The following is a 22,154-nucleotide window of genomic DNA, read 5'->3' as shown; positions in this document are numbered from 1 at the left end:
TAAGCCTGCCTATAGATTTTCTGAAAAATTAAAGCCTGTATGCTAAGCCTATATTGAACTCTATAGCATCATAACCTTCGTTAGGTTGTTTGATTTCGGCATTAGAAACATGCCTAAAACCAAGTCGTAAATCCAGCACAAGTTCTTTTAAAAAGTTATAATTCAATCCTAAAGCAAGATTATCAGAAAAGCCAATACCTTTAGCCATACGCTCTGAACCTTTGTCAAAATAACCCGGACCAATACTGGCCAAACCATACATATTTAGATTTTCTGTAATTGATGTTCGTAAGATCACACCACAATTCATGATGTATTCGTTGATGGTTTTGAGGGTCATCAATTGCGTTCTGTACGCACTAAAAACATCGGGATGACCGGCAAACCAAGGATTGTAAAGCTTATGGTGCGCTCTATTAATCTCAGGCTGAAAGATAAAGTCATAGTCTATTTTTCCTGATTTAATTCGGTAGAGTATTTGAATTTTGTGCAGGTAGACTTCGTAATAATAATCGTCGTCTTTAAAAATAAAATTGTCTACCGAAGCATATCCAAAATTGAAGCCTAGTTGATAAAACCGACCTTGTACATTTTCTTGAGCGCAAGTATCAAAAGTAAGACCGAAAAGAAGAAAAATAAGTGTAAAATACCTCCACATAAACTGATATTGCGTTGTTATTCAATTTAATAGGGGTGTGTTGGGAGGTGTAAAGTTTAAAAAATCTTAGGAGATAGTTTAATGCTATATTTGCATAAAGTAATACAGGATGCATCTGCAAAGTGTAATTCTGTCTAATTAAAATGAAATAAAGAAATGACCCTAATAAAATCTATTTCAGGAATACGTGGTACCATAGGAGGAACGCCCGAAGATAATTTGACACCTATTGATGCGGTTAAATTTGCAGCAGCTTACGGTACTTTTATCAAAAAGCAACGAAATAAGGACGAGTATAAAATTGTCGTGGGGCGCGATGCGCGCTTGAGTGGTGAGATGCTGCAACAGTTGGTGATGCAAACCTTAGTAGGTTTAGGTATAGACGTTGTAGACCTTGACCTTTCAACTACACCAACCGTTGAACTGGCAGTAAAGCTAGAACACGCCGATGGTGGAATTATCCTAACCGCATCTCACAATCCTAAACAGTGGAATGCTTTAAAACTTCTTGATAAGAATGGCGAATTTCTCAATGCTGAAGCCGGTGCCGAAATTCTAAAAATAGCAAGTGAGGCTTCGGTTTCCTTTGCAGAAGTAGATCAATTGGGAGCGATACATAAAAATGATGCGTATATCGACATTCATATTGACGAAGTGCTCGACCTTGAATTGGTTGATGAAGATGCAATTAAGGCAGCAAATTTTAAAATTGTAGTAGATGGTGTAAATTCTACCGGAGGTATTGCGATCCCAATGCTTCTGGAACGTTTGGGTGTTTATGTAGAAAAATTATATTGTGAGCCTACTGGAAACTTTCCGCACAATCCAGAGCCTTTAAAAGAACATCTTTCTGATATCTGTAAATTGGTTCCTGAAGAAAATGCCGATTTAGGAATTGTAGTTGATCCAGATGTTGACCGTCTTGCTTTTATTGATGAAACCGGCGAAATGTTTGGTGAAGAATATACGCTTGTCGCTTGTGCAGATTATGTGTTGAGTGAAAACCCCGGAGACACCGTTTCTAATTTAAGTTCATCTAGAGCCTTACGCGACGTCACTCAAAAGCACGGCGGCACGTATCACGCAGCTGCAGTTGGAGAGGTGAATGTAGTGACCAAAATGAAAGAGGTGAACGCGGTGATTGGAGGAGAAGGTAATGGCGGAATCATTTTTCCTGAATCACACTACGGAAGAGATGCATTAGTTGGCGTCGCACTATTTTTAACACACTTGGCAAAAAAGAAGATTAAAGTAAGTGAGTTGCGTGCAAGCTATCCCGCTTATTTTATGAGTAAAAAGAAAATAGAATTAACACCAACTTTAGATGTTGATGGTATTCTAAAAGAAATTGAAAAGCGCTATCAGGAGGAAGAAGTAAACACCATTGATGGAGTGAAAATTGATTTTGAAAACCATTGGGTACATCTCAGAAAATCAAATACAGAACCTATCATTCGAATCTATACCGAAGCAGGAAGTCAATCTGAAGCAGATCAAGTTGCTGATGGTATGATCGCAGCGATCAAAACGATAGCAGGTATCTAAATTTTAAAGCGCATGTTTAAAGCGTTTATGCGTCCATAAATAATACTCCGGATTTTCTTTGATCTGAGCTTCGAGAAGTTTAGCAAAAACGTCTGTGATTTTATGATCAGGGAGTGTGTTAGGATCTTCGGTGATTACTTTAAAAGAGGCTGTGTAATAGCCTCTTTTTATTTTGTTTACAGCAAGATAGATAACCGGCATATCTTCAGATTTTGCCAGGCGTTCAACTCCCGAAAAGAACGGTACATTCTGTCCTAAAAAATCTGTGCAGTGATAATGTTTTCTAGTCTTTGGCGATTGATCTGCTATAAATGCATAGGTTGCCATTTTACCGGCGCGTTGTTGTTTTCTAATAATGAAGGTAGCTTCTTTATTGGCGATTAATTTTGAATTCCATTTTTCTCTGATTTCGTGAATGAGTTTATCAAAATATGGGTTTTTTATGCGCTTGTAAATTCCGTAGCCGTTATGTTCAAAATAAAACTGAAGTGCAGTAAGCCACTCATAACTGGCATAATGTCCCATCATAATCAGCGAACTGCGTTGTTCTTTGACCAATTTTTCAACAATGGTTAGATCGTCAAACTGAAAGCGTTTCTTCAATTCTTCTGCAGAGATTGAAATAGATTTGATCATCTCAAGAAACATATCGCACATATGTTTGTAGAATCTTTTCTCAATGGCTTTTCTTTCAGCATCAGACTTTTCAGGAAATGCTGTTTTTAGGTTAAAACGCACGGTTTTTTTACGATAACCAACAACATAGTAAACAAGGATAAAAATTCCATCAGATACTTTGTAGAACAGCCAGAACGGAAGTTTTGAAATTATCCACAAGAGGGGATATACCAGCCAGTAGAGTAGGCGTTGCATGTGCGATGATTTTTTGATTCTAATCTGTCGTGCTCAAAAAAAGGACTCCTTTTGTTGGAAAAAGGCTATTTGTAAACCATTTGATTTTAGCGGCACTTAGTGCGCAAATATAGGTATATTTGAAAGCAAAATTTGAGCTTTTATGGGTGATTTAAATTTAATTACCGTAGTCGTTATAGGGATCAATGTATTGATCTCAATGAAGGGTTTTAACGATTATTCTTTTTTTGAAAAATATAAGTTTAACACCGGAGCGGTGCGTCGTGGTGAACACATACGCATTCTTTCTTCTGGCTTTTTGCACGTAAGTACTTCCCATTTGTTTTTTAATATGTTGACGCTCTATTTCTTTGCGCCAATCGTTATTGGTCTTTTAGGAAATTGGGAGTTTATTGTGGTGTATTTAGGAAGTTTAGTTTTAGGAAATTTGCTTTCCTATTATTTTCATAAGGATGAGTACCATTTTTCGGCGGTTGGAGCAAGTGGCGCCGTTTCCGGCATCTTATATTCAGCGATTTTACTTAATCCTGATATGAGTTTGTATATGTTTTTTATACCGGTTCCCATCCCGGCGTATATTTTTGGAATAGGTTATTTGTTGTATTCCATTTATGGGATGCGTGCTAACAATGATAACATAGGTCACGATGCTCATTTTGGCGGAGCAGTGGGTGGTTATGTTATTACTTTGTTAATGGCTCCTGTGCTTCTTCAGATTAACACCTTGATGGTAGGCTTGTTAGCGATTCCTATTGTAATTTTATTTATCCTGAACAAGACCGGCAAGATTTAATGGCATAGGTCTTGCTTTTATGTGATAAATAAAAAACAACTATTATGAAATCTATTTTAATTCTTGCCATAACTGCTGTGACAAGTATGGCTAGCGCACAATCAATTCAACCTACAGTAAATGTAACAGGAGAAGGAAAAGTAATTGCTGTTCCTGATGAAGTTACTATTAGAATGGGAGTTCAAACCGAAGGTAAAGATGCTAAAACGGTAAAGGCGGAAAATGATACAAGTGTTGATAAAGTGCTTGATTATTTATTGAAAATGAATATTCCGCAGAACCAGGTGCAGACCGAATATGTTAATCTAAACAAGAATTACGATTACAATACAAAAACGTATAATTACCGTGCGAGTCAGACGATTTCTGTAAAACTGAAGGATTTGTCTACTTATGACAAAATCATGGCTGGTCTTGTATCTTCAGGGATTAACACGATAAACGGTGTAGAATTTTCTTCTTCAAAGATGGAAGCTTATGAAGCAGAAGCGCGCAAAAAGGCGGTAGCAAATGCAAAAGAAAAAGCAACAGAATATGCAGGTGTTTTAGGTCAAAGTATAGGAAAAGCTGTTGCGATCTCAGAGTTAGGAACTAGCGCGCCACAGCCACAACCTATGTATAAAGTTGCAATGGCAGAATCAGCTGATGCTACACAACGCACTTTAGCTCCTGGAGAATTAACGATTACCTCAAAAATTCAAGTAAGCTTTATGCTTCTTGAGTAATCCTATAAAGAATGAATTTCTGAAGGGCTTATAAATCACGTTTATAAGTCCTTCTTCTTTTATGCAGCTGATGGTCGTATTTTTTCCAAAGCTGTTGAATCGCCTTATTTTCTTCGAGTTCAGGATTGGTTTCTACTTGAGTAATTCCATTTGCAGTAAATAAATCTTGCATCGTCTGGAAGATCGCTGCGGTAACTCCTTTTCCTTGATATTCAGGATCAATACCTATAAGATAGAAAGCGGCTGTATCGTTGTTTTTACGTGCACGCAATAGATGAATAAATCCAAAAGGCCATAAACTTCCATTTGCTTTTTTAAGGGCTTTACTAAAGGATGGCATCGTGATCGCAAAGGCAATGAGTTTACCTTCAGCATTCTCAATACATTTGATGTAATGTGGATTGATGTATTTGATATACTTATCCTTATAATGATCGATTTGGTATTGCTGAATAGGAACAAAAGTACTCAGATCATTGTAGGTTTTGTTGAGTAAACCAAACATATCGTCTACGTAAGGTAGAATCTCCTTACTATTTTTAAAATGAATAAGTTTTAAGTTGTAGCGCTCAACGATAATACGCGCAAACTTTTCAACTTTTTCTGGAGACTTTTCAGGAATCTGAATTTTATATTCTACCCATTCTGAAGCTTTCTCAAAATTGAGTTTTTCAAAATGCTCTTTGTAATAAGGATGATTATACCAAGTGATCATGGTATTGAGATACTCGAAGCCTTCAATGAGCATTCCGGCTTTTTCCATATTGCTAAAGCCAACGGGACCTTCAATCCACTTAAGATCATTGGCACGACCTATTTCTTCAACCTGTGCAATTAGTGCTTTGGTTACCTCAAGATCATCGATAGCATCAAACCACCCAAAACGCATTTTAGGCTTTCCTTGCTCGTTTATTTCGATATGATTAATGATGGCTGCAATACGCCCTACCGGTTTTTTTCCTTTAAAAGCCAAAAAGAAGCGGGCTTCGGCATTTTTAAAAACAGGATTTTTTTCAGGATCCATGCTTTCAAGTTCGTCGTTGATCAACGGCGGAACCCAGTTACTGCTTTTATCATAAAGTGAAAACGGAAACTTGACAAACTGCGTCAGTTCCTGTTTTGTTTTCATTTCTTTTATTGTAATCATTCTACTCTAACTAATATAGCGTGTAAAGGTAACCGTATTTTTATTTCTGCGGAAGCAATTCATCATTGCTGTGAAAATCGAGCCGGTAAGATAAACCTAAACCTAGTTGTTGTCGCTTGGGAGTTTCTTTAAAATTTATTAATGCACTTATATCTACTTGTAAATCTTTTGTAATTAAATAAGCGCCACCAAAACGAAAAATATCATCTGCATAGATATCGCTCATAATAACCTGAAATTCTGCAAAAGCAGCGATTTTAGGGTTAAAAGAGTGTGTCATTGTAGTGATCCAGGCTTTGGTAGGGTAATCGGTTAAAAACTGATCGTATATAAAGTTGTTTACCCATACCCAGCGGCCCCAGTTATGCTGTGTAATAATCATGGCCTTGGGTGTGAAACCAGATTGACTTTCTGGTAAAAAGGGATTGTTTTCTTCGTAAACATAATTAGCTCCAGAAAATACCGAAACAGCAGGAATCAAGGTACGCCATTTAAAAGCTCTGTTCGCGTGATAACTGTAAAGATTTACCTTCTCTTCATAATTCTTGTAGGGATCATAAAGCAAATATTTTGCACCTATCGTAACAATAGGAAAACCACTGTGAGAATAAGGTTCAGCATTCCCAGAGGTTGGTGTTATATCTTCATATAAGTAAGAACCACTAAAGTTAAACTCGAGTTGTTCCCTAACGGCTCCGTATCTCAGCTGAAACTCTCCGCCAATATTATCTGTTTCGGTAAACAATAAATTGTGGGATTCTCGACCCATTGTGGCACCTAATTCAGCTTGAAAAACACCGCGTCCTACTGCAAATGCGCCTTGAGATTGCCCGGGTCTGTTTGAGTTTATAGTTTCAGTATACTGGGAGCTAGCCTGTTGCGTAGCTAAGCATAGCAAAAGCGATAAACTAAATAGCAATCGTACCGGCATAGTTTCTGATTTTCTTAAAATTAGGAGCTAGAGATTTAAAGCCTCAACCTCACAAACATAATGTAAAAATAAGAGATAGCCTAACTATTAAAGAGAAGCGAGACCATAGGATTTATTCTTTTTTTAAGGCTAAAACGTATGCTATTGGTTAATTTTGCTTCAAATCTTGTATCGATGAAGTTTATACAGACACTACTTATAATTCTCCTTATATTTTTTGGTTTACGTATCCTTTTCAGACTGCTATCGCCTTATATAATGCGTTATTTGGCCAAAAAAGTAGGACAGCGTTTTCAAAATATGGCTCAAGGTTATGGTCAGCAACCTGCACCTTCAGAAAAAGAAGGTGAAACAATAATTGATCAAGTACCTAACCGGGAAAAGCGTTCAAATAAAAATGTGGGAGAGTATATCGATTATGAAGAAATTGACTAATTTCCACGCTTTAGTTTAGCTTACATTTATGACCTTCTCAATCAAAAAAATAGTGCCACACCTCGCTGTGGTTTTAGTATTTATAGTTACTGCATTACTTTATTTTAGTCCGGTTTTATCTGGTAAAAAGATGTTTCAAAGCGATATTCAACAATATCGTGGGATGGCTAAGGAACAGATGGACTTTAGAGCCCAAACGGGTGAAGAGCCCTATTGGACCGATGCAGCTTTCGGCGGAATGCCTACCTATCAATTGGGAGCAAAATATCCCTATAATTGGATCAAGAGTTTAGATCTCAGTATTCGATTCTTGCCTAGACCGGCTGATTATTTATTTCTTTATTTTATAGGATTTTACATATTACTTTTAGTCCTAAGATTAGACTGGAAATATGCCGGTTTAGGAGCTCTAGCTTTTGGTTTTTCAAGTTATCTCATCATCATCTTAGGTGTAGGTCACAATGCAAAAGCCCATGCAATTGCTTATATGCCGCTGGTTTTAAGTGGAATTATATTAACATTCAGGAAAAAATACATTTGGGGATTTATTCTCACCGCAGTGGCAATGGCATTGGAGATTGTTGCCAATCACGTGCAAATGACCTATTACTTAATGCTGCTTGTTCTTGTGCTTGGTATCGCTTATTTAATAGATGCAATTCGTAAAAAAGAATTACCTCATTTTTTTAAAAGCGTAGGGATTTTGGTTCTGGCAGTAGTTCTGGCAGTAGGGACCAATGCTGCGAGTTTAATGGCTACTTCAGAGTATAGTGCCTTTAGTACTCGCGGAAAAAGTGAGCTTTCAATTAATCCTGACGGGACTGCAAAGCAAGATGCTAGCGGACTTGATAAAGCATATATCAACCAATACAGTTACGGTATTTCTGAGACCTTAGACCTCTTCATTGCCGGTCTCTACGGAGGATCAAATTCTGAACCGTATAACAAAGACAGCGCGTTTACCGAATTTCTCTTAAAACAAGGAGTGCCGCCAGCACAGGTTGAGTCTATTTTTGGTCAGTTTGGTTTGTATTATTGGGGAAGTCAGCCTGGAGTTTCTGGTCCTGCATATCTTGGAGCCGTTGTGGTTTTTCTTTTTGTTCTGGGGATTTTTATGGTAAAAGGCCGCTTAAAATGGTGGTTGCTTGGAGGAACTATTCTATCACTTCTTTTAAGCTACGGGGGCAACCTCTCTTGGTTCACCGATTTATGGATCGACTATTTCCCACTATATGATAAATTTAGAGCGGTAACTTCTATACAGGTTATTGCAGAAGTTTGTGTGCCGGTATTGGCTGTTTTCGGTCTTTATAAAATTTTACAGAAAACCGAAGCAAAAGAGGATAAATTAAAAGCTTTGAAGTGGACCACCGGAATTACAGGGGGACTCTCACTTATTATATTGCTCTTCAACGGGACGCTTTTTTCTTTTGCAGGTGGGAACGATGCTTACTACATTCAGAATTTTGGAATGGAGTTTATAAGTGCGGTCAAAGATGACCGAAAAGCACTTCTCATAAAGGATACGCTTAAGACACTTATTTTAGTTTTAATTGCAGCCGGACTGATTTGGTTCTATATCAAAAAGAAATTGTCAGAAACCCAAGTCATTATTGTGATGGCTATTCTTATAGTTTTTGATTTGGTACAAGTAGACCGTCGTTATGTGAATACCGAAAATTTTATGGCAGCACGTTTGGTAGAACAACCTTTTCAGGCTACTCAAACCGATAAACAAATTCTACAAGACACTACACGCTATCGGGTTTTTGAGCAAAGCATAGGTTTAAATGGAGCGCGCACGAGTTATTTTCATAATTCAATAGGAGGATATCACGGGGCAAAACCGGCTCGATTACAGGATTTGGCAGAATTTTATTTATATCAAGGAAACATTCAACCGCTCAATTTGCTTAATGTAAAATACATCATTACTCAAAATGAAGAAGGAGCGGAGCAGGTACAGATCAATCCACAGGCAAATGGAAATGTTTGGTTTGTACAAAATGTAAAAATTGTGCCTGATGCAGATACCGAGATCTTAGCTTTAGATAGTTTGAATACGCGTCAAACTGCTATCGTTCAAAAGAAGTTTGCAAATGAGATTACTTCTAAAATCTTTCCGGTAGATTCAACTGATTCTATCGAACTCGTTGCGCATCAGCCTAATTATCTAAAATATAAATCAAACAGTGCCACAGAAAAGCTGGCGGTTTTTAGTGAGGTCTATTATCCTGAAGGTTGGAATGTTTATGTAGATGGTAATGAAGCAAATTACTTTAAAGCAGATTATATTTTGCGCGCAATGATGGTTCCTAAAGGAAAGCACGTAATCGAATTCAAGTTTGAACCTGAAGTGGTAAAAACCGGAAGCAAGATAAGTTTAGCTAGTAATATCGTTTTGATATTGATCGTGCTCGGAGGTTTGTTTTATGGCTATCGTAAGAAGACTTCTACCGCTGAAGCTTAACTTGTTGATCGAATTTTCATTTTAATCTTAATCACTATTTCGTGAAAAAAGCGTTGATCATATGCTATTATTGGCCTCCCGCAGGTGGGCCCGGTGTTCAGCGTTGGTTAAAGTTTGTCAAATATTTGAGGGATTACGGTGTTGAACCTGTGGTTTATATTCCTGAGAATGCAAATTATCCTATTCGCGATGAAAGTTTACTCGCCGAGATTCCAAAAGGGATAACAATTCTTGAAAAACGAATTTGGGAGCCTTATGCGCTTGCCGGATTGTTTTCAAAAAAAGAGACAAAAAAAATAAGCTCAGGCATCATAAAAGCTGAAGAAAAGCAAAATTGGTTGCAAAAGCTTATGCTTTTTGTAAGAGGTAATCTTTTTATTCCTGATGCTCGAAAATTTTGGATAAAACCTTCGGTCAGTTATTTGTCAGATTATCTTTCAGATAACACAGTGGACTGCCTTATTACTACCGGACCTCCACACAGTTTACATTTAATAGGTCTAGAATTAAAGAAGAAATTTAAATTACCTTGGATAGCAGATTTTAGAGATCCGTGGACGAGTATTGGCTATCATAAAAAATTGAAGCTTACTACTAAGGCGCAACAAAAGCACGAGAAATTAGAGTCTGAAGTTCTTAATGAAGCAACTCATATTTTAGTTACCAGTCCTAAGACTAAGACTGATTTTAGTAAACTCACTCAAGCACCAATCACAAGTATTACCAATGGTTTTGATGAAGAACGTGTTGAGCAATCTCCATTAGATAAAAAATTTAGTCTAGCCCATATAGGCTCTTTACTAGAAGATCGCAACCCGATGATTTTATGGGAAGTGTTAGCTGAATTAAAACAAGAATTACCAGATTTTGAACACAATCTCAAAATTGAGCTTATAGGAAGAGTAGGAGATTCGGTAATTGAGACGATTGAAAAGTTTGGATTGAAGAAAAACTTAGAAATTCCCGGTTATCTTTCGCATCAAGAGACGCTTATAAAGCAACGCAGCGCGCAATTACTACTGCTTTTAGAGATTGATTCAGAAGAAACACAAGTGATTATTCCGGGGAAATTATTTGAATATTTAGCAGCGCAAAGACCAATTATTGCACTTGGTCCAAAAGACTCAGATGTAACCGATATTATAGCTAGAGCAAAAGGTGGACATTATTATACCTATGCAGATAAACAAGTCTTAAAAGAGGAATTACGTAAAAAATATGAGGCGTATTCAACGAGCGGAATTGCAAACACAACCGGTGATCTTAAGCAATTTACACGCAGATATTTAACCGAGCAGTTGGCTCAAGTAATTCACGCTATGTAATATGGGAATTGTTGCGTCACAATCTTTTAAGAATTTAATTACGACTTATTTAGGTTTTGGGATAGGAGCTTTAAACACCTTGGTCCTTTATGTGCAGTTTTTCGAGGATGAGTATTACGGTCTTGTTGGTTTTTTACTCAGTGCCGCGACTTTAGCTATGCCTTTTGTGGCTTTTGGAGTTCAGAATACATTGATCAAATTTTATTCAACGTATACGGGAGTAAAGCAGCGTAATTTTATGAGTTTCATGCTAATCATGCCGCTTTTTGTAATTATTCCTGCTGTAGTATTTATATACTTTTATTACGATCAATTCACCGGATTTTTAGCTTCAAAAAACGAAATCGTTGAACCCTATGCCTATTTAGTTGCGATTATAGCTGTAGCAATGGCTTACTTTGAAATAAGTTACGCCTGGGCAAAAACACAATTACAAAGTGTATTTGGTAACCTGATGAATGAGGTTTTTCATCGCTTCGGAATTATGCTTTTGCTTATCGCTTTTGCGTTTGATCTACTTTCAGTTAACCTGTTTTTATATGGAGTGGCTGCTGTTTATGTGTTGCGTATGCTTGTGATGATGGGGTATGCTTTTCATTTGAAAAGGCCGAAATTTAGAATTGCGATACCTCAAGAATGGCAATCGATTTTTAAGTATAGCCTTTTAATTATAATAGCAGGTTCTATTTCTGTGATGATTTTGGAGATCGATATGTTTATGTTGGGGAAATTGGTTGCCATAGAAAATGTAGCTTATTATTCCGTAGGAATCTATGTGGCCGCAGTTATTGCTGTGCCTGCGCGAGCAATGCATCAAATATTGTATCCGCTTACGGCAACTTACCTAAACACGAGACGATTTATAGAGCTTAAAGATCTTTACAAAAAGAGCTCTATTACATTGTATGCTGTTTCCGGACTTATTTTTTTGATGATCATTTGTAACATAAAAAGTCTCTATTTCCTTTTAGATCCTGCGTACAGCAAGGGCTTGTATGTGGTGCTTTTAATTTCTTTAGCCAAACTGGTCGACAATCTTATGGGGAATAATAATGCTATTTTATTCAATAGTGATTATTACCGTTTGGTTCTGATTTTGGGGGTTTTGTTGGTGATCGTAGCAGTCGTATTAAACCTGATCTTTATTCCTACGTTAGGAATTAACGGTGCGGCGATTGCAACTTTTTTAGCTTCGGTGGTGTATAGTTCCTCAAAAATACTTGTTGTCTATAAAAAATTTCAAATGCATCCTTTCTCTCGAGAAACCGGATACCTTACTATTATATTGTTGTTATTCAGTTTGAGTTTTTTCTTCTGGGATTTTCAATGGAATCCTATTCTTGCCATTGGTTTGAAAGCAGCAATTTTGAGTTGTGCGTATTTGCTGATTATTTATAAACTGAATATTTCTTCAGAGATCAATAATTGGATTAACAACAATCTATTAACGAGAAAATCCCGATCTGAATAAATCAGATACGGGACCTTCCAACTAACCAACCAAAAAATCTTTATTTAGTTTCCACGACCTCTAGAATTTCCTCTTGAAGTTCTTGCGGAACTAGTTTTTCTTGTATTTGAAGCTCGAGCTGCATTACTGCTGCGAGAGCTTTGTGACCGCTGAACGTTTCTTTGCGGTTGAGTAGCTCTTTTAACTACTGAGCGCTGTGTATTTACACTTTTAGAAACATTTCTAGGGTTTGAAGAACGCGTATTTGTTGCTCTTTGCGTTCTTGCAGTTCTAGACTTTGCAATATTACGATTATTTGAACTTCTTTGCGCTATAGAACGCTGTTGATTTGACCTTTTTATCGCATTATTCCGACTAGAATTACTTGTTCTTTGAGTTTTAACTACATTTCGGCCAGAATTGCTGCTTCGGGTTGCACTATTTGCATTTCGATTTGCACTTCTTGCTGTAGTATTACCACGCGAATTAGTATAAACACTATTAGATCTATTATTTATTACAGCTCTAGAATCGTTAACACGTCTTACTTGTCTATTGGTATTAGCGCTACGTGTAGTTCTATTATTTGCAACACTTCGACTTGAGCGGGAGCGTACAGTATTTGACCTGTTATTATTTACTCGAGCCCTTGCTTTAGAATAACTTCCTCTACGTGCATTATTGTGTGCTACACGACCTCTAGGTCTTTTAAAATCATGATATGCATTTCTGTACCCGTTACGGTATCCTTGTAAATAATGACTTCTATGATATGCATAATCGTAACGTACCGGTCTGTAGTATCGTCTGTACGGGGTTGTATAAACTAAACATCTATCAAAAAATGGTCTATAGAAAAAGTTATGATAAGGGTGATATACATATCTTCTATTATAGATGTTTATATAACCTCTTACGTGTGAAAAACGACCTGCATTATAATAAACGTGTAAACCGCCAACATTAACGATTCTGTTATTTTGATAATTGATATATACGTTACCTGCTTGAATGATTCTTCCCCAATTATCATAGTAAACAGGTACGTTTTCAATTTGAATTACAGCACCATAATCATCATATTGAACATAAGGATCATAATTAAATCCAGAATTATAACTGATGTTTACGGGACCAGCGTTTACATTAACGTTAACGCCTTGTGCGATTTGAGTTAATACAAAGTCAAATTCACCATCAGGATAAACTGAAAATTCTACACCACCTTCTACAAATATGTATCGACTACCGTCATAGTATCTATTAATTGAGGTATCATCCAAATTTTTTGCTGTCGCAGAACTGAGTCCTGCAAGCAAGCCAACGAAAAGGTAAATTAAGTTTCTCATAATTTCTTGTTTTAGATTGTTTGTACTCATTTAACTATTTTGGATGGTACGCTTAATTGAATACAAGGAGCGTGCCAGAATCAGAAAATAGCTTTAAGGCCAGAGACTGTAACGTTTTTTAATAAATGAATACCAATAGAGTGAACAATCAAAAAATCAAACAAATTATGATGCTTAGAGAAGATAGAAATTTATTAGTTGTTGCCCATTTAAGTCAATTGCTAGACTTAGTTACGGGAATAGGAGGTTTTATTGTCCCGCTTATTTTATGGTTGACCCAGCGCGATAAGGTCTTAAATATGGATGAGCATGGAAAACAGATATTGAATTTTCAGATAAGTGCATTTATCTATTCAATTATATGTATTCCGCTAATCTTTTTGTTTGGATTAGGTATTTTAGCTTTGATAGCACTTGGGCTTCTAGTATTAATTTTTCCCATAATTAATGCGATTAAAGCTTCTAATGGTGAACCTACGTATTACCCGTTATCTATTCAATTTTTAAAATAGTAGAACGGAAATTATTAAGAGTAAACTACCTGAGGGCAATGAGGCATTGATTGGAAACGAATTTTCACTTTCGAAGCAATCTTTGAAGTGTTAAATCCTTTGCAGGAGTCAATAAAAAACCCGCGGTTTTAGCCGCGGGTTTTTAGTTATATCAAATAGGAAGTTTATTCTTCGTCTTCGCCATTGTAGTAAGCAGCAGTACCGTGCTCGTGAACATCTAGTCCTTCAAGCTCTTCTTTCTCGCTTACTCGTAAACCAATTGTTTTCTTAACGATAAACAATACGATAAAGGTTGCAACTAGCGCCCAAGCGATCATAGATAGAGAACCTAATACTTGAACACCTAATTGACCAAAACCACCGCCGTAAAGCACTCCGCCTTCAGTCGCAAATACACCAACAAGTACGGTTCCTAAGAATCCACATACTCCGTGTACTGAAATTGCACCTACAGGATCGTCAATTTTAAGCTTCTTGTCAATGAATTCAATTGAAAGCACAACTACAAAACCACTGATTAAACCAATAGCCGCAGCTCCAAAAGCATCAACGTTACCACAACCAGCAGTAATACCTACAAGTCCGGCTAGTGCACCATTAAGAGTCATTGAGATATCTGGCTTACCATATTTACCCCAAGTAAAGAATAATGCTGTGATCGCACCTAAAGCAGCTGCTAGGTTTGTATTTATGATCACACTACCTACTGCGATAGAATCATCCCCACCAAAGGCAAGTTGAGAACCACCGTTAAAGCCAAACCATCCTAACCAAAGGATAAATACACCAAGAGCTCCTAATAGTAAGTTGTGACCTCTAATTACGTTTACTTGTCCGTCAGGACCGTATTTTCCAATTCTAGGACCTACAAGTTTTGCAGCAACTAAAGCGGCAAAACCACCTACAGCGTGAACAATTGTAGAACCAGCAAAGTCAATAAAACCTAGGTTATTTAACCAAGCTTGATCATCAAAAGGCCATAACCAGCTACCAGAAACAGGGTAGATAAACGTAGTAAGAATTGCAGAGATGATTAAGTAAGATGAGAACTTAAAACGTCCTGCAACAGCACCAGAAACGATTGTTGCTGCAGTCGCACAGAACACCGTCTGGAAAAACAGGTTGTGCCAGTCATCTTCACTAAAGAAAGCAAGATCAGATGGATCTCTCATAAAACCACCTAGAATAGTCTCGCCTCCATACATAATAGAGTAACCAACAACCCAAAACATTACAGATCCTACTGCGAGGTCCATAAAGTTTTTCATGATTATATTACCGGCATTCTTTGCGCTTGTAAAACCAGTTTCTACCAAGGTAAATCCTGCTTGCATAAAAAACACCAAGATGGCGGCAATTATGATCCAAAGAATACCAAGATCTGCATTAACGGCATCTACAGCAGCTTGTACTGCATCAGCCGGTTCTTGTAATAACATATTAGCCATAAAATTCATTTGATTTATTTTAGTTTGATTAGTTTTAGTTTAGCGTGTCTGGCCCTTTTTTGCCTGTTCTTATGCGGTAAGCATCTTGCACATCAGATACGAAGATTTTACCATCTCCCACCTCTCCGGTAGCAGCAGCATCAAGAATTGCAGCAACAGCAGCCTGCTCAAAATCATCATTTACAACTATAGAAAGGTATCTACGCTGAATATCACTTGTACTGTAAGATACTCCGCGATAAACATGACCTTCTTTTTCGTTACCAAGACCTGTTACATCCCAATAGGAGAAAAAGTTCACTCCTTTGTCATGTAAAGCCTTTTTAACAGCTGTGAATTTTGATTTTCTAATAATCGCTTCAATTTTTTTCATTGTAAAATTTAGTTTAGGTTAAAATGAATATACGGCTGCAAGTAAGAAAGAACCTAAGCTACCAGTGAAAGTAGGAGTTCCGTCATACGAGTCAAGAAATACATCTTCACTTGCAGAATCTAATCTAAATTCGGGAATAATTGTCAAAGGACCAACTTTTGCATTACCAGATAAAGTAACTGCAAATACATTAGCATCCCCTTCAGCATCATATCCGCCAATTGCACCTGCACCGCCTTCAAACTCGCTAAAATATTCTGGACGAAGTCCTAATGAGAATGAATCGCTTAATGCTGCTTGCGCATATAGAGCCACACCATAGAATCCAAAGCTATCTGCTCCGTCTACAGCCGTAGAGTTATAAGTAGTATTCAATCCTAAATAAAAAGAGTCGCTTAAATCATAACCTGTAGTCAAGTCAACTTGAAAAGTAGATCCTACGCCTTCTCCCATACCTTGGTCTGTGTAGTCTCCGTCTTGATCTCCGTACAAAAAGTTTAAGAAAGTGCTACCACTGTCTGTAGAGTATCCTAACTGACCTCCAAACGTATAACTTCCTGAAGGGTTAAAGTCTGTAAAGTCTGTTGCGTTCATTACAGCAAGCATTGCACTCCAGTTATCATCTAAAGCAAAATCTGCTTTAAGACCAGAATGTGAGAATGGTCCATAAGAGAACATGTAAGAGGTAGAGTAGTTGAAGTTTGCTGCTGGTGAAATAACTTCATACCCTAAATACGTGTTCCAGTTACCAAAAGTTAAAGTAACACTTTCGCTTACATTCCAATACACATATAATTGGTTAACAATACTTGAACTTGCAGTTGTAGATGCAAAAACAGCATCTGTACCACGAGGACCATACACAAGGTCTGCTACAGCTCCTACGCTACCTTTTTCATAACTTAAAACTGCATTGGCCATACCTAAAGCGAAACCTGGCTGATTAGCAAAAGAAGATCCCGGTGCAGGATAGCCTTCGTCAGTCATCTTGTTGAGCGTCGTAATATTCTGTCTAAAATACGCGTCGATAGATCCAGAAAGTGAAAATCCATCAGTCCAAGAGGTTTCTTCTTCTTGAGCAAAGGTTGCAAGTCCTAAGCACAACATTACAGGTAAAATTAATTTTTTCATTTTTTAAATTGATTAATTGGTGAGGTGCTAAACTAGGTATTATTTAAAATCACCCCCAAAAAAATAGGGGGTAACTACAAATTTTTGTTATTTCTGTAATTATACCCCCTAAAATTTTAGGGTATAGCACTCGAAACCGATTTCGGAAGTTTTAAATTGTGAATTTTATTGTAGTGAATATGGCTTTTTTGTTAATTTTTGGTAAATAAAGGGGTGAAAAACTACCAAAAACGTCAATTGTTAACATTCGCTTAAGATTTTTAATGTAATCACTAAATGTAGATTTGACTCATTTTTGCCGAAAATGCATTTCATTTTCATTAATAAGAGTGCATTTTTTTTCTTTACTTCTTATTTTTAAGAGATTTTTTTGATAAAATCGAAATAATAAAAATCTTATTCTTGAAAATTATTGGCATTTCAGTTTATTGAATAGCTTTATCCTTCTGTCTTTAATATTGAGCAAAAATTTTATGGAAAAACAAGGTTTATATTCACCAGAATGGGAGCACGAAAATTGCGGTGCTGGGTTTATTTGTAGTCTTGAAGGAAAGCAGTCTAATGGAATAATTCATAAGGCTCTTGAAATTCTTGAAAAACTAGAACACAGAGGTGCGGTAAGTAGTGATGGAAAAACAGGAGATGGTGCGGGTATACTTATAGATATACCGTACGATTTCTTTAAAGAGAATTGCGATTTTGATCTTCCAGCAGCACGGGAGTATGCAATGGGTAATGTATTCTTACCTCAAAAAGAAAATCAACGTGCATATTGTAAGAAGATATTTGAAGAGCAAATTAAAAGTAAAGGTCTAAAATTATTAGGCTGGAGACGCGTGCCGGTAGATACTGGTTATCTTGGTGCTATTGCTGCTAGTGTAGAGCCACATATAGAGCAAATATTTGTTGGTAAGCCAGACGATGTTGAAATGGAGGAGCGTGAGTTTATGATTAAACTTTACACTGCTAGAAAAATAACAGAGCATACTATATTAAATAGTAAGTTGTCTGAGCGAAGCTTCTTTTATCTACCAAGTCTTTCTAACAAGACACTTATATTTAAAGGACTTCTGATGCCTGAAGATATTAAGTACTACTATGTAGATCTTTTAGACCCAAAGCTTACTACACGTTTAGCGCTTGTACACCAACGTTTCTCTACCAATACATTCCCAACTTGGGATTTAGCGCAACCCTTTAGATACATGTGTCATAATGGGGAGATCAATACGCTTCGCGGAAACGTCTCTCGTATGCGCAGTAGAGAAGAACTCTTAAAAAGTGATTGGTTTGGCGATGAGCTTAAAGAGCTATTCCCAATTATTTTACCGGGAAAATCAGACTCAGCTTCGATGGATATGGTGGTTGAATTACTTCTTATGTCTGGTAGATCGTTACCCGAAATTATGATGATGCTTGTTCCTGAAGCTTGGGAGAAGCATAAAGATATGACCGATGAGAAAAAGGCATTCTATGAGTTCAATAGTTGTATTATGGAGCCTTGGGATGGTCCTGCGTCTATTCCATTTACAGATGGAGACTATATTGGAGCGGTGCTTGACCGTAATGGTTTAAGACCTTCTCGTTATACGGTAACCAAATCTGGAGATGTAATCATGTCTTCTGAAACTGGAGTTTTAGAGATTGATCCAAAAAATGTGGCATTCCACGGTCGTCTTGAGCCGGGAAAAATGTTCTTGGTTGATATGAAAGCCGGTCGCATCGTAAACGATGAAGAGGTTAAAGAAAGTATTGTTACTCAAAAACCATATCAGGAATGGCTTGATCAAAATCGAGTTCATTTAAAGGATATTCCATATCGTGACGTAGATTTTAAACTGGAAGATACCGTTTATGATCTGCGCAAAAATGCTTTTGGCTATACAAAAGAAGATGTAAACACCATCATTCTTCCGATGGCTACAAAAGGTAAAGAGCCTATTGGATCTATGGGATCTGATACGCCTCTTGCAGTTCTTTCAGATCGTCCTCAACTTATATATAACTATTTTAAGCAATTATTTGCTCAAGTAACTAACCCGCCTCTCGATGGAATTCGAGAAGAACTTATCACTGATTTGAGCCTTACTTTAGGTCCTGATACCAATTTAATGGAGATCACGCCTGATTATTGTAAAAAAATCAGAATCCAAAACCCGGTTATATCTAAAGAGGATCTTGATAAAATAAAGAATTTTGACAATCCTGATTTTAAGAACACTTCAATACCGATGCTTTACGAAGCAAAACGCGGTTTGAATGGTCTTGAAGATGCCTTAGATAAAATGGTAGCGATGGCCTCAAAAAGTATTGATGATGGCCATACCATTTTAATTTTATCAGATAGAGGAGTAAATGCCGAAATGGCGCCAATTCCTGCTTTGCTGGCTTGTTCCTACCTAAACAGTGGTTTGTTCAGAAGTGGACAGCGTTCTAAAATGAGTATAATCGTCGAATCTGCAGAACCTCGAGAAGTGCATCACTTTGCATTATTGTTTGGTTATGGTGCGAGTGCGATTAACCCATACATGGTAAATGAGATCATTCAAAAGGAAATCGAAGCTGGTAACCTAGACGGAATTGATTTTACAACTGCAGTTGAGAATTATAACAAAGCCATTGGTAAAGGAGTTGTAAAGGTTATGAATAAGATTGGTATTTCTACCTTGAATTCATACCGTGGTTCTCGATTATTTGAAGCTTTAGGGCTCAACTCTAAACTCATTTCAAAATATTTCCCAAATACTCCAAGTAGAATTGAAGGAATTGGATTATATGAAGTAGAGCAAGAGATTGCCAAGCGTCACAGCCGTACATTTGACAGCAAAAATATTTCTGGAAATCTTAGTCTGGATGCAGGTGGAGAATACCGATGGAGACGTAATGGAGAACGACATATGTTCAATCCGTTATCAATTGCTAAACTTCAAGAGGCTGTTAGACGTAATAATCCAACGACGTATAAAGAATACTCAAAACTGATCAACGAGCAGTCTAAACAATTAATGACGATACGTGGTCTTTTTGAATTTTCAAATTACGATCCAATTCCAATTGAAGAAGTAGAACCGTGGACTGAAATTGTAAAGCGTTTCAAAACCGGAGCAATGTCTTATGGGTCTATCAGTAAAGAAGCACACGAGAATCTTGCTGTTGCGATGAACCGTATAGGTGGTAAAAGTAACAGTGGAGAAGGAGGAGAAGATGCAGAACGTTTCTATAAGAGTCCTAATGGCGATTGGAGAAACTCAGCGATCAAGCAGGTAGCTTCTGGTCGTTTTGGTGTGACGAGTAATTACTTGAGTAGTGCCAAAGAAATACAGATTAAAATGGCTCAGGGTGCAAAACCCGGAGAAGGTGGGCAACTTCCTGGTGAAAAAGTAAATAAATTTATTGCCAAAACGCGTAAGAGTACGCCATACGTTGGTTTGATTTCACCACCACCACATCACGATATCTATTCGATTGAAGATTTAGCACAATTGATTTATGATTTAAAATCTGCTAACCGTGAAGCGCGTATAAATGTTAAACTTGTTTCTGAAGTTGGTGTTGGTACGGTAGCTGCCGGTGTTGCAAAAGCGATGGCAGATGTAATTCTGGTTTCAGGTTATGACGGAGGAACCGGTGCATCACCATTAACCTCACTGCGTCACGCAGGTTTACCTTGGGAATTAGGTATTGCCGAAGCACAACAAACCTTAGTTCTTAATGATTTACGTAGCCGTATTCGTTTAGAATGTGACGGGCAATTAAAAACCGGCCGTGATGTTGCCGTAGCCTGTTTACTAGGTGCAGAAGAATTCGGTTTTGCAACGGCGCCATTGGTTGCTTCAGGGTGTATTATGATGCGCGTGTGTCATTTAAATACGTGTCCTGTAGGTATCGCAACACAAAACCCAGAATTACGTAAGAAATTCAAAGGTCAACCCGAGCACGTTGTGAACTTTATGTACTTCATTGCAGAAGAATTAAGAGAGATTATGGCTCAGTTAGGATTCCGAACTGTTGATGAGATGGTTGGACAAGCGCATAAGTTAGACCGAAACAAGGCGATTGAGCATTACAAAGCTGCAGGAATTGATCTCTCACCAATCTTGCATAATATTCAGGTTCCAGAAGGTGTAAAAATCTATAATACAGAAACTCAAAATCACCATTTAGAAAAGTCTATCGATTTTGAAATCATAGAGTTGGCGCACACGGCGCTTTTCAGAAAAGAGAAGACAACTTTAGATATGCGTATTACCAACTTGGATCGTGCAGTTGGTGCGATCTTAAGTAATGAAATATCTAAGATTTATGGCGAGCAAGGTCTTCCTGACAATACTCTAAAGGTGAATTTTAAAGGATCTGCCGGACAGAGTTTTGGTGCATTTGCCACTAAAGGTCTTACGCTTAAGATAGATGGAAACGCTAATGATTATGTAGGTAAAGGACTTTCAGGAGCTCGCTTAATTATCAAAGTTCCAGAAGAGGCCTCCTTTGAAGCCAACGAGAACATCATCATTGGTAACGTAGCACTTTATGGCGCAACAAGTGGAGAAGCATACTTTAATGGTGTTGCCGGTGAGCGTTTTTGTGTACGTAATAGTGGTGCTACTGCTGTTGTTGAAGGAATCGGTGATCACGGTTGTGAGTATATGACCGGTGGTGTAGCTGTCATTCTAGGTACCACGGGTAGAAACTTTGGTGCTGGTATGAGTGGTGGTATTGCTTATGTTTTAGATGAGGAAGAAAAATTCAAGTCAAAATGTAATGCTGAAGATCTAAATCTTGATCCGGTAACCGAAGAAGATGATGTACAACAACTGAAAGAATTAATAACCAATCATTACAACTATACGCAAAGTGCATTGGCGCAGCGTATTCTTGAGAATTGGGATTCTTACATCACCAAGTTTGTTAAAGTATTGCCGGAAGAATACCGTCAAGCTTTGATAAGATTGGAAGAAGAAGAAAAATTAACAGATTTAACGGAATAATAGA

Annotated in this window: 17 protein-coding genes; 9 read left to right on the top strand and 8 right to left on the bottom strand. The window is 37.4% G+C overall.

All coding sequences use genetic code 11. The features are described from left to right. Positions 1–28: 28 nt before the first annotated feature. Positions 29–658, bottom strand: coding sequence for an acyloxyacyl hydrolase (locus tag WA338_RS11645; RefSeq protein WP_009780423.1), 630 nt, complete (start codon positions 656–658; stop codon positions 29–31). A gap of 156 nt (positions 659–814) precedes the next feature. Between WA338_RS11645 and glmM the strand changes: the two genes are divergently transcribed. Next, positions 815–2,203, top strand: a complete 1,389-nt coding sequence (gene glmM, locus WA338_RS11640; protein ID WP_009780422.1) for a phosphoglucosamine mutase — start codon at positions 815–817, stop codon at positions 2,201–2,203. Between the two features lie 3 nt (positions 2,204–2,206). Here the strand turns inward: glmM and WA338_RS11635 are convergent, their stop codons facing one another. Further along, entirely contained in the window at positions 2,207–3,094 is an 888-nt protein-coding gene (locus tag WA338_RS11635; protein WP_262494761.1) for a lysophospholipid acyltransferase family protein, read from the bottom strand. Positions 3,095–3,218: 124 nt separating this feature from the next. Here WA338_RS11635 and WA338_RS11630 point away from each other — a divergent pair, with 124 nt between their 5' ends. After that, positions 3,219–3,869: a rhomboid family intramembrane serine protease gene (locus WA338_RS11630; protein ID WP_009780420.1), complete on the top strand. Its 651-nt coding sequence runs from the start codon at positions 3,219–3,221 to the stop codon at positions 3,867–3,869. Positions 3,870–3,913: 44 nt separating this feature from the next. Then, on the top strand, positions 3,914–4,594 hold the full coding sequence (locus WA338_RS11625; RefSeq protein ID WP_009780419.1) for an SIMPL domain-containing protein: 681 nt from the start codon (positions 3,914–3,916) through the stop codon (positions 4,592–4,594). A gap of 28 nt (positions 4,595–4,622) precedes the next feature. On the opposite strand, the gene WA338_RS11620 is transcribed toward WA338_RS11625, so the two are convergent. Together WA338_RS11620 and WA338_RS11615 are read right to left on the bottom strand one after the other, a co-directional pair. Further along, the gene (locus tag WA338_RS11620) at positions 4,623–5,741 is read right to left on the bottom strand and encodes a GNAT family N-acetyltransferase (RefSeq protein WP_009780418.1); all 1,119 of its coding nucleotides are present in this window, start codon (positions 5,739–5,741) and stop codon (positions 4,623–4,625) included. Positions 5,742–5,781: 40 nt separating this feature from the next. Then, positions 5,782–6,672, bottom strand: coding sequence for a transporter (locus WA338_RS11615; protein WP_272984786.1), 891 nt, complete (start codon positions 6,670–6,672; stop codon positions 5,782–5,784). 174 nt (positions 6,673–6,846) lie between these two features. Between WA338_RS11615 and WA338_RS11610 the strand changes: the two genes are divergently transcribed. From WA338_RS11610 to WA338_RS11595, 4 genes are read left to right on the top strand one after another with little or no spacing between them, the layout of a single operon-like run. Further along, complete coding sequence (locus WA338_RS11610) at positions 6,847–7,107, top strand: DUF4834 family protein (RefSeq protein WP_272984784.1); 261 nt, start codon at positions 6,847–6,849, stop codon at positions 7,105–7,107. A 28-nt stretch (positions 7,108–7,135) separates the two neighbouring features. Continuing rightward, positions 7,136–9,577, top strand: coding sequence for a YfhO family protein (locus tag WA338_RS11605; protein WP_336093440.1), 2,442 nt, complete (start codon positions 7,136–7,138; stop codon positions 9,575–9,577). A 41-nt stretch (positions 9,578–9,618) separates the two neighbouring features. Then, positions 9,619–10,902, top strand: coding sequence for a glycosyl transferase family 1 (locus WA338_RS11600; RefSeq protein WP_336093439.1), 1,284 nt, complete (start codon positions 9,619–9,621; stop codon positions 10,900–10,902). Position 10,903: 1 nt separating this feature from the next. Beyond that, positions 10,904–12,373 (top strand): lipopolysaccharide biosynthesis protein, encoded by a 1,470-nt coding sequence (locus WA338_RS11595; protein WP_009780413.1) that lies wholly within the window; start codon positions 10,904–10,906, stop codon positions 12,371–12,373. Between the two features lie 44 nt (positions 12,374–12,417). Here the strand turns inward: WA338_RS11595 and WA338_RS11590 are convergent, their stop codons facing one another. Beyond that, entirely contained in the window at positions 12,418–13,731 is a 1,314-nt protein-coding gene (locus tag WA338_RS11590; RefSeq protein WP_050759324.1) for a hypothetical protein, read from the bottom strand. Between the two features lie 95 nt (positions 13,732–13,826). Here WA338_RS11590 and WA338_RS11585 point away from each other — a divergent pair, with 95 nt between their 5' ends. Further along, positions 13,827–14,213 carry a DUF4870 domain-containing protein gene (locus WA338_RS11585; protein ID WP_009780411.1) on the top strand — a complete coding sequence of 129 codons (387 nt, stop codon included), beginning with the start codon at positions 13,827–13,829 and terminating at the stop codon, positions 14,211–14,213. Positions 14,214–14,377: 164 nt separating this feature from the next. Here the strand turns inward: WA338_RS11585 and WA338_RS11580 are convergent, their stop codons facing one another. From WA338_RS11580 to WA338_RS11570, 3 genes are read right to left on the bottom strand one after another with little or no spacing between them, the layout of a single operon-like run. Next, positions 14,378–15,661, bottom strand: a complete 1,284-nt coding sequence (locus WA338_RS11580; protein WP_394330428.1) for an ammonium transporter — start codon at positions 15,659–15,661, stop codon at positions 14,378–14,380. 34 nt (positions 15,662–15,695) lie between these two features. Further along, positions 15,696–16,034 carry a P-II family nitrogen regulator gene (locus tag WA338_RS11575; RefSeq protein WP_009780409.1) on the bottom strand — a complete coding sequence of 113 codons (339 nt, stop codon included), beginning with the start codon at positions 16,032–16,034 and terminating at the stop codon, positions 15,696–15,698. A gap of 18 nt (positions 16,035–16,052) precedes the next feature. Beyond that, entirely contained in the window at positions 16,053–17,165 is a 1,113-nt protein-coding gene (locus WA338_RS11570; RefSeq protein WP_040532733.1) for a porin, read from the bottom strand. Positions 17,166–17,638: 473 nt separating this feature from the next. On the opposite strand from WA338_RS11570, the gene gltB reads away from it, so the two are divergent. Then, complete coding sequence (gene gltB, locus WA338_RS11565) at positions 17,639–22,150, top strand: glutamate synthase large subunit (protein ID WP_336093437.1); 4,512 nt, start codon at positions 17,639–17,641, stop codon at positions 22,148–22,150. Positions 22,151–22,154: the final 4 nt, after the last annotated feature.

Source organism: Leeuwenhoekiella sp. CH_XMU1409-2, assembly GCF_037029365.1.
Lineage (GTDB): Bacteria > Bacteroidota > Bacteroidia > Flavobacteriales > Flavobacteriaceae > Leeuwenhoekiella > Leeuwenhoekiella blandensis.
The sequence above is the reverse complement of the archived record's forward strand: the minus strand, read 5'-3'. Positions and strand labels throughout refer to the sequence as shown.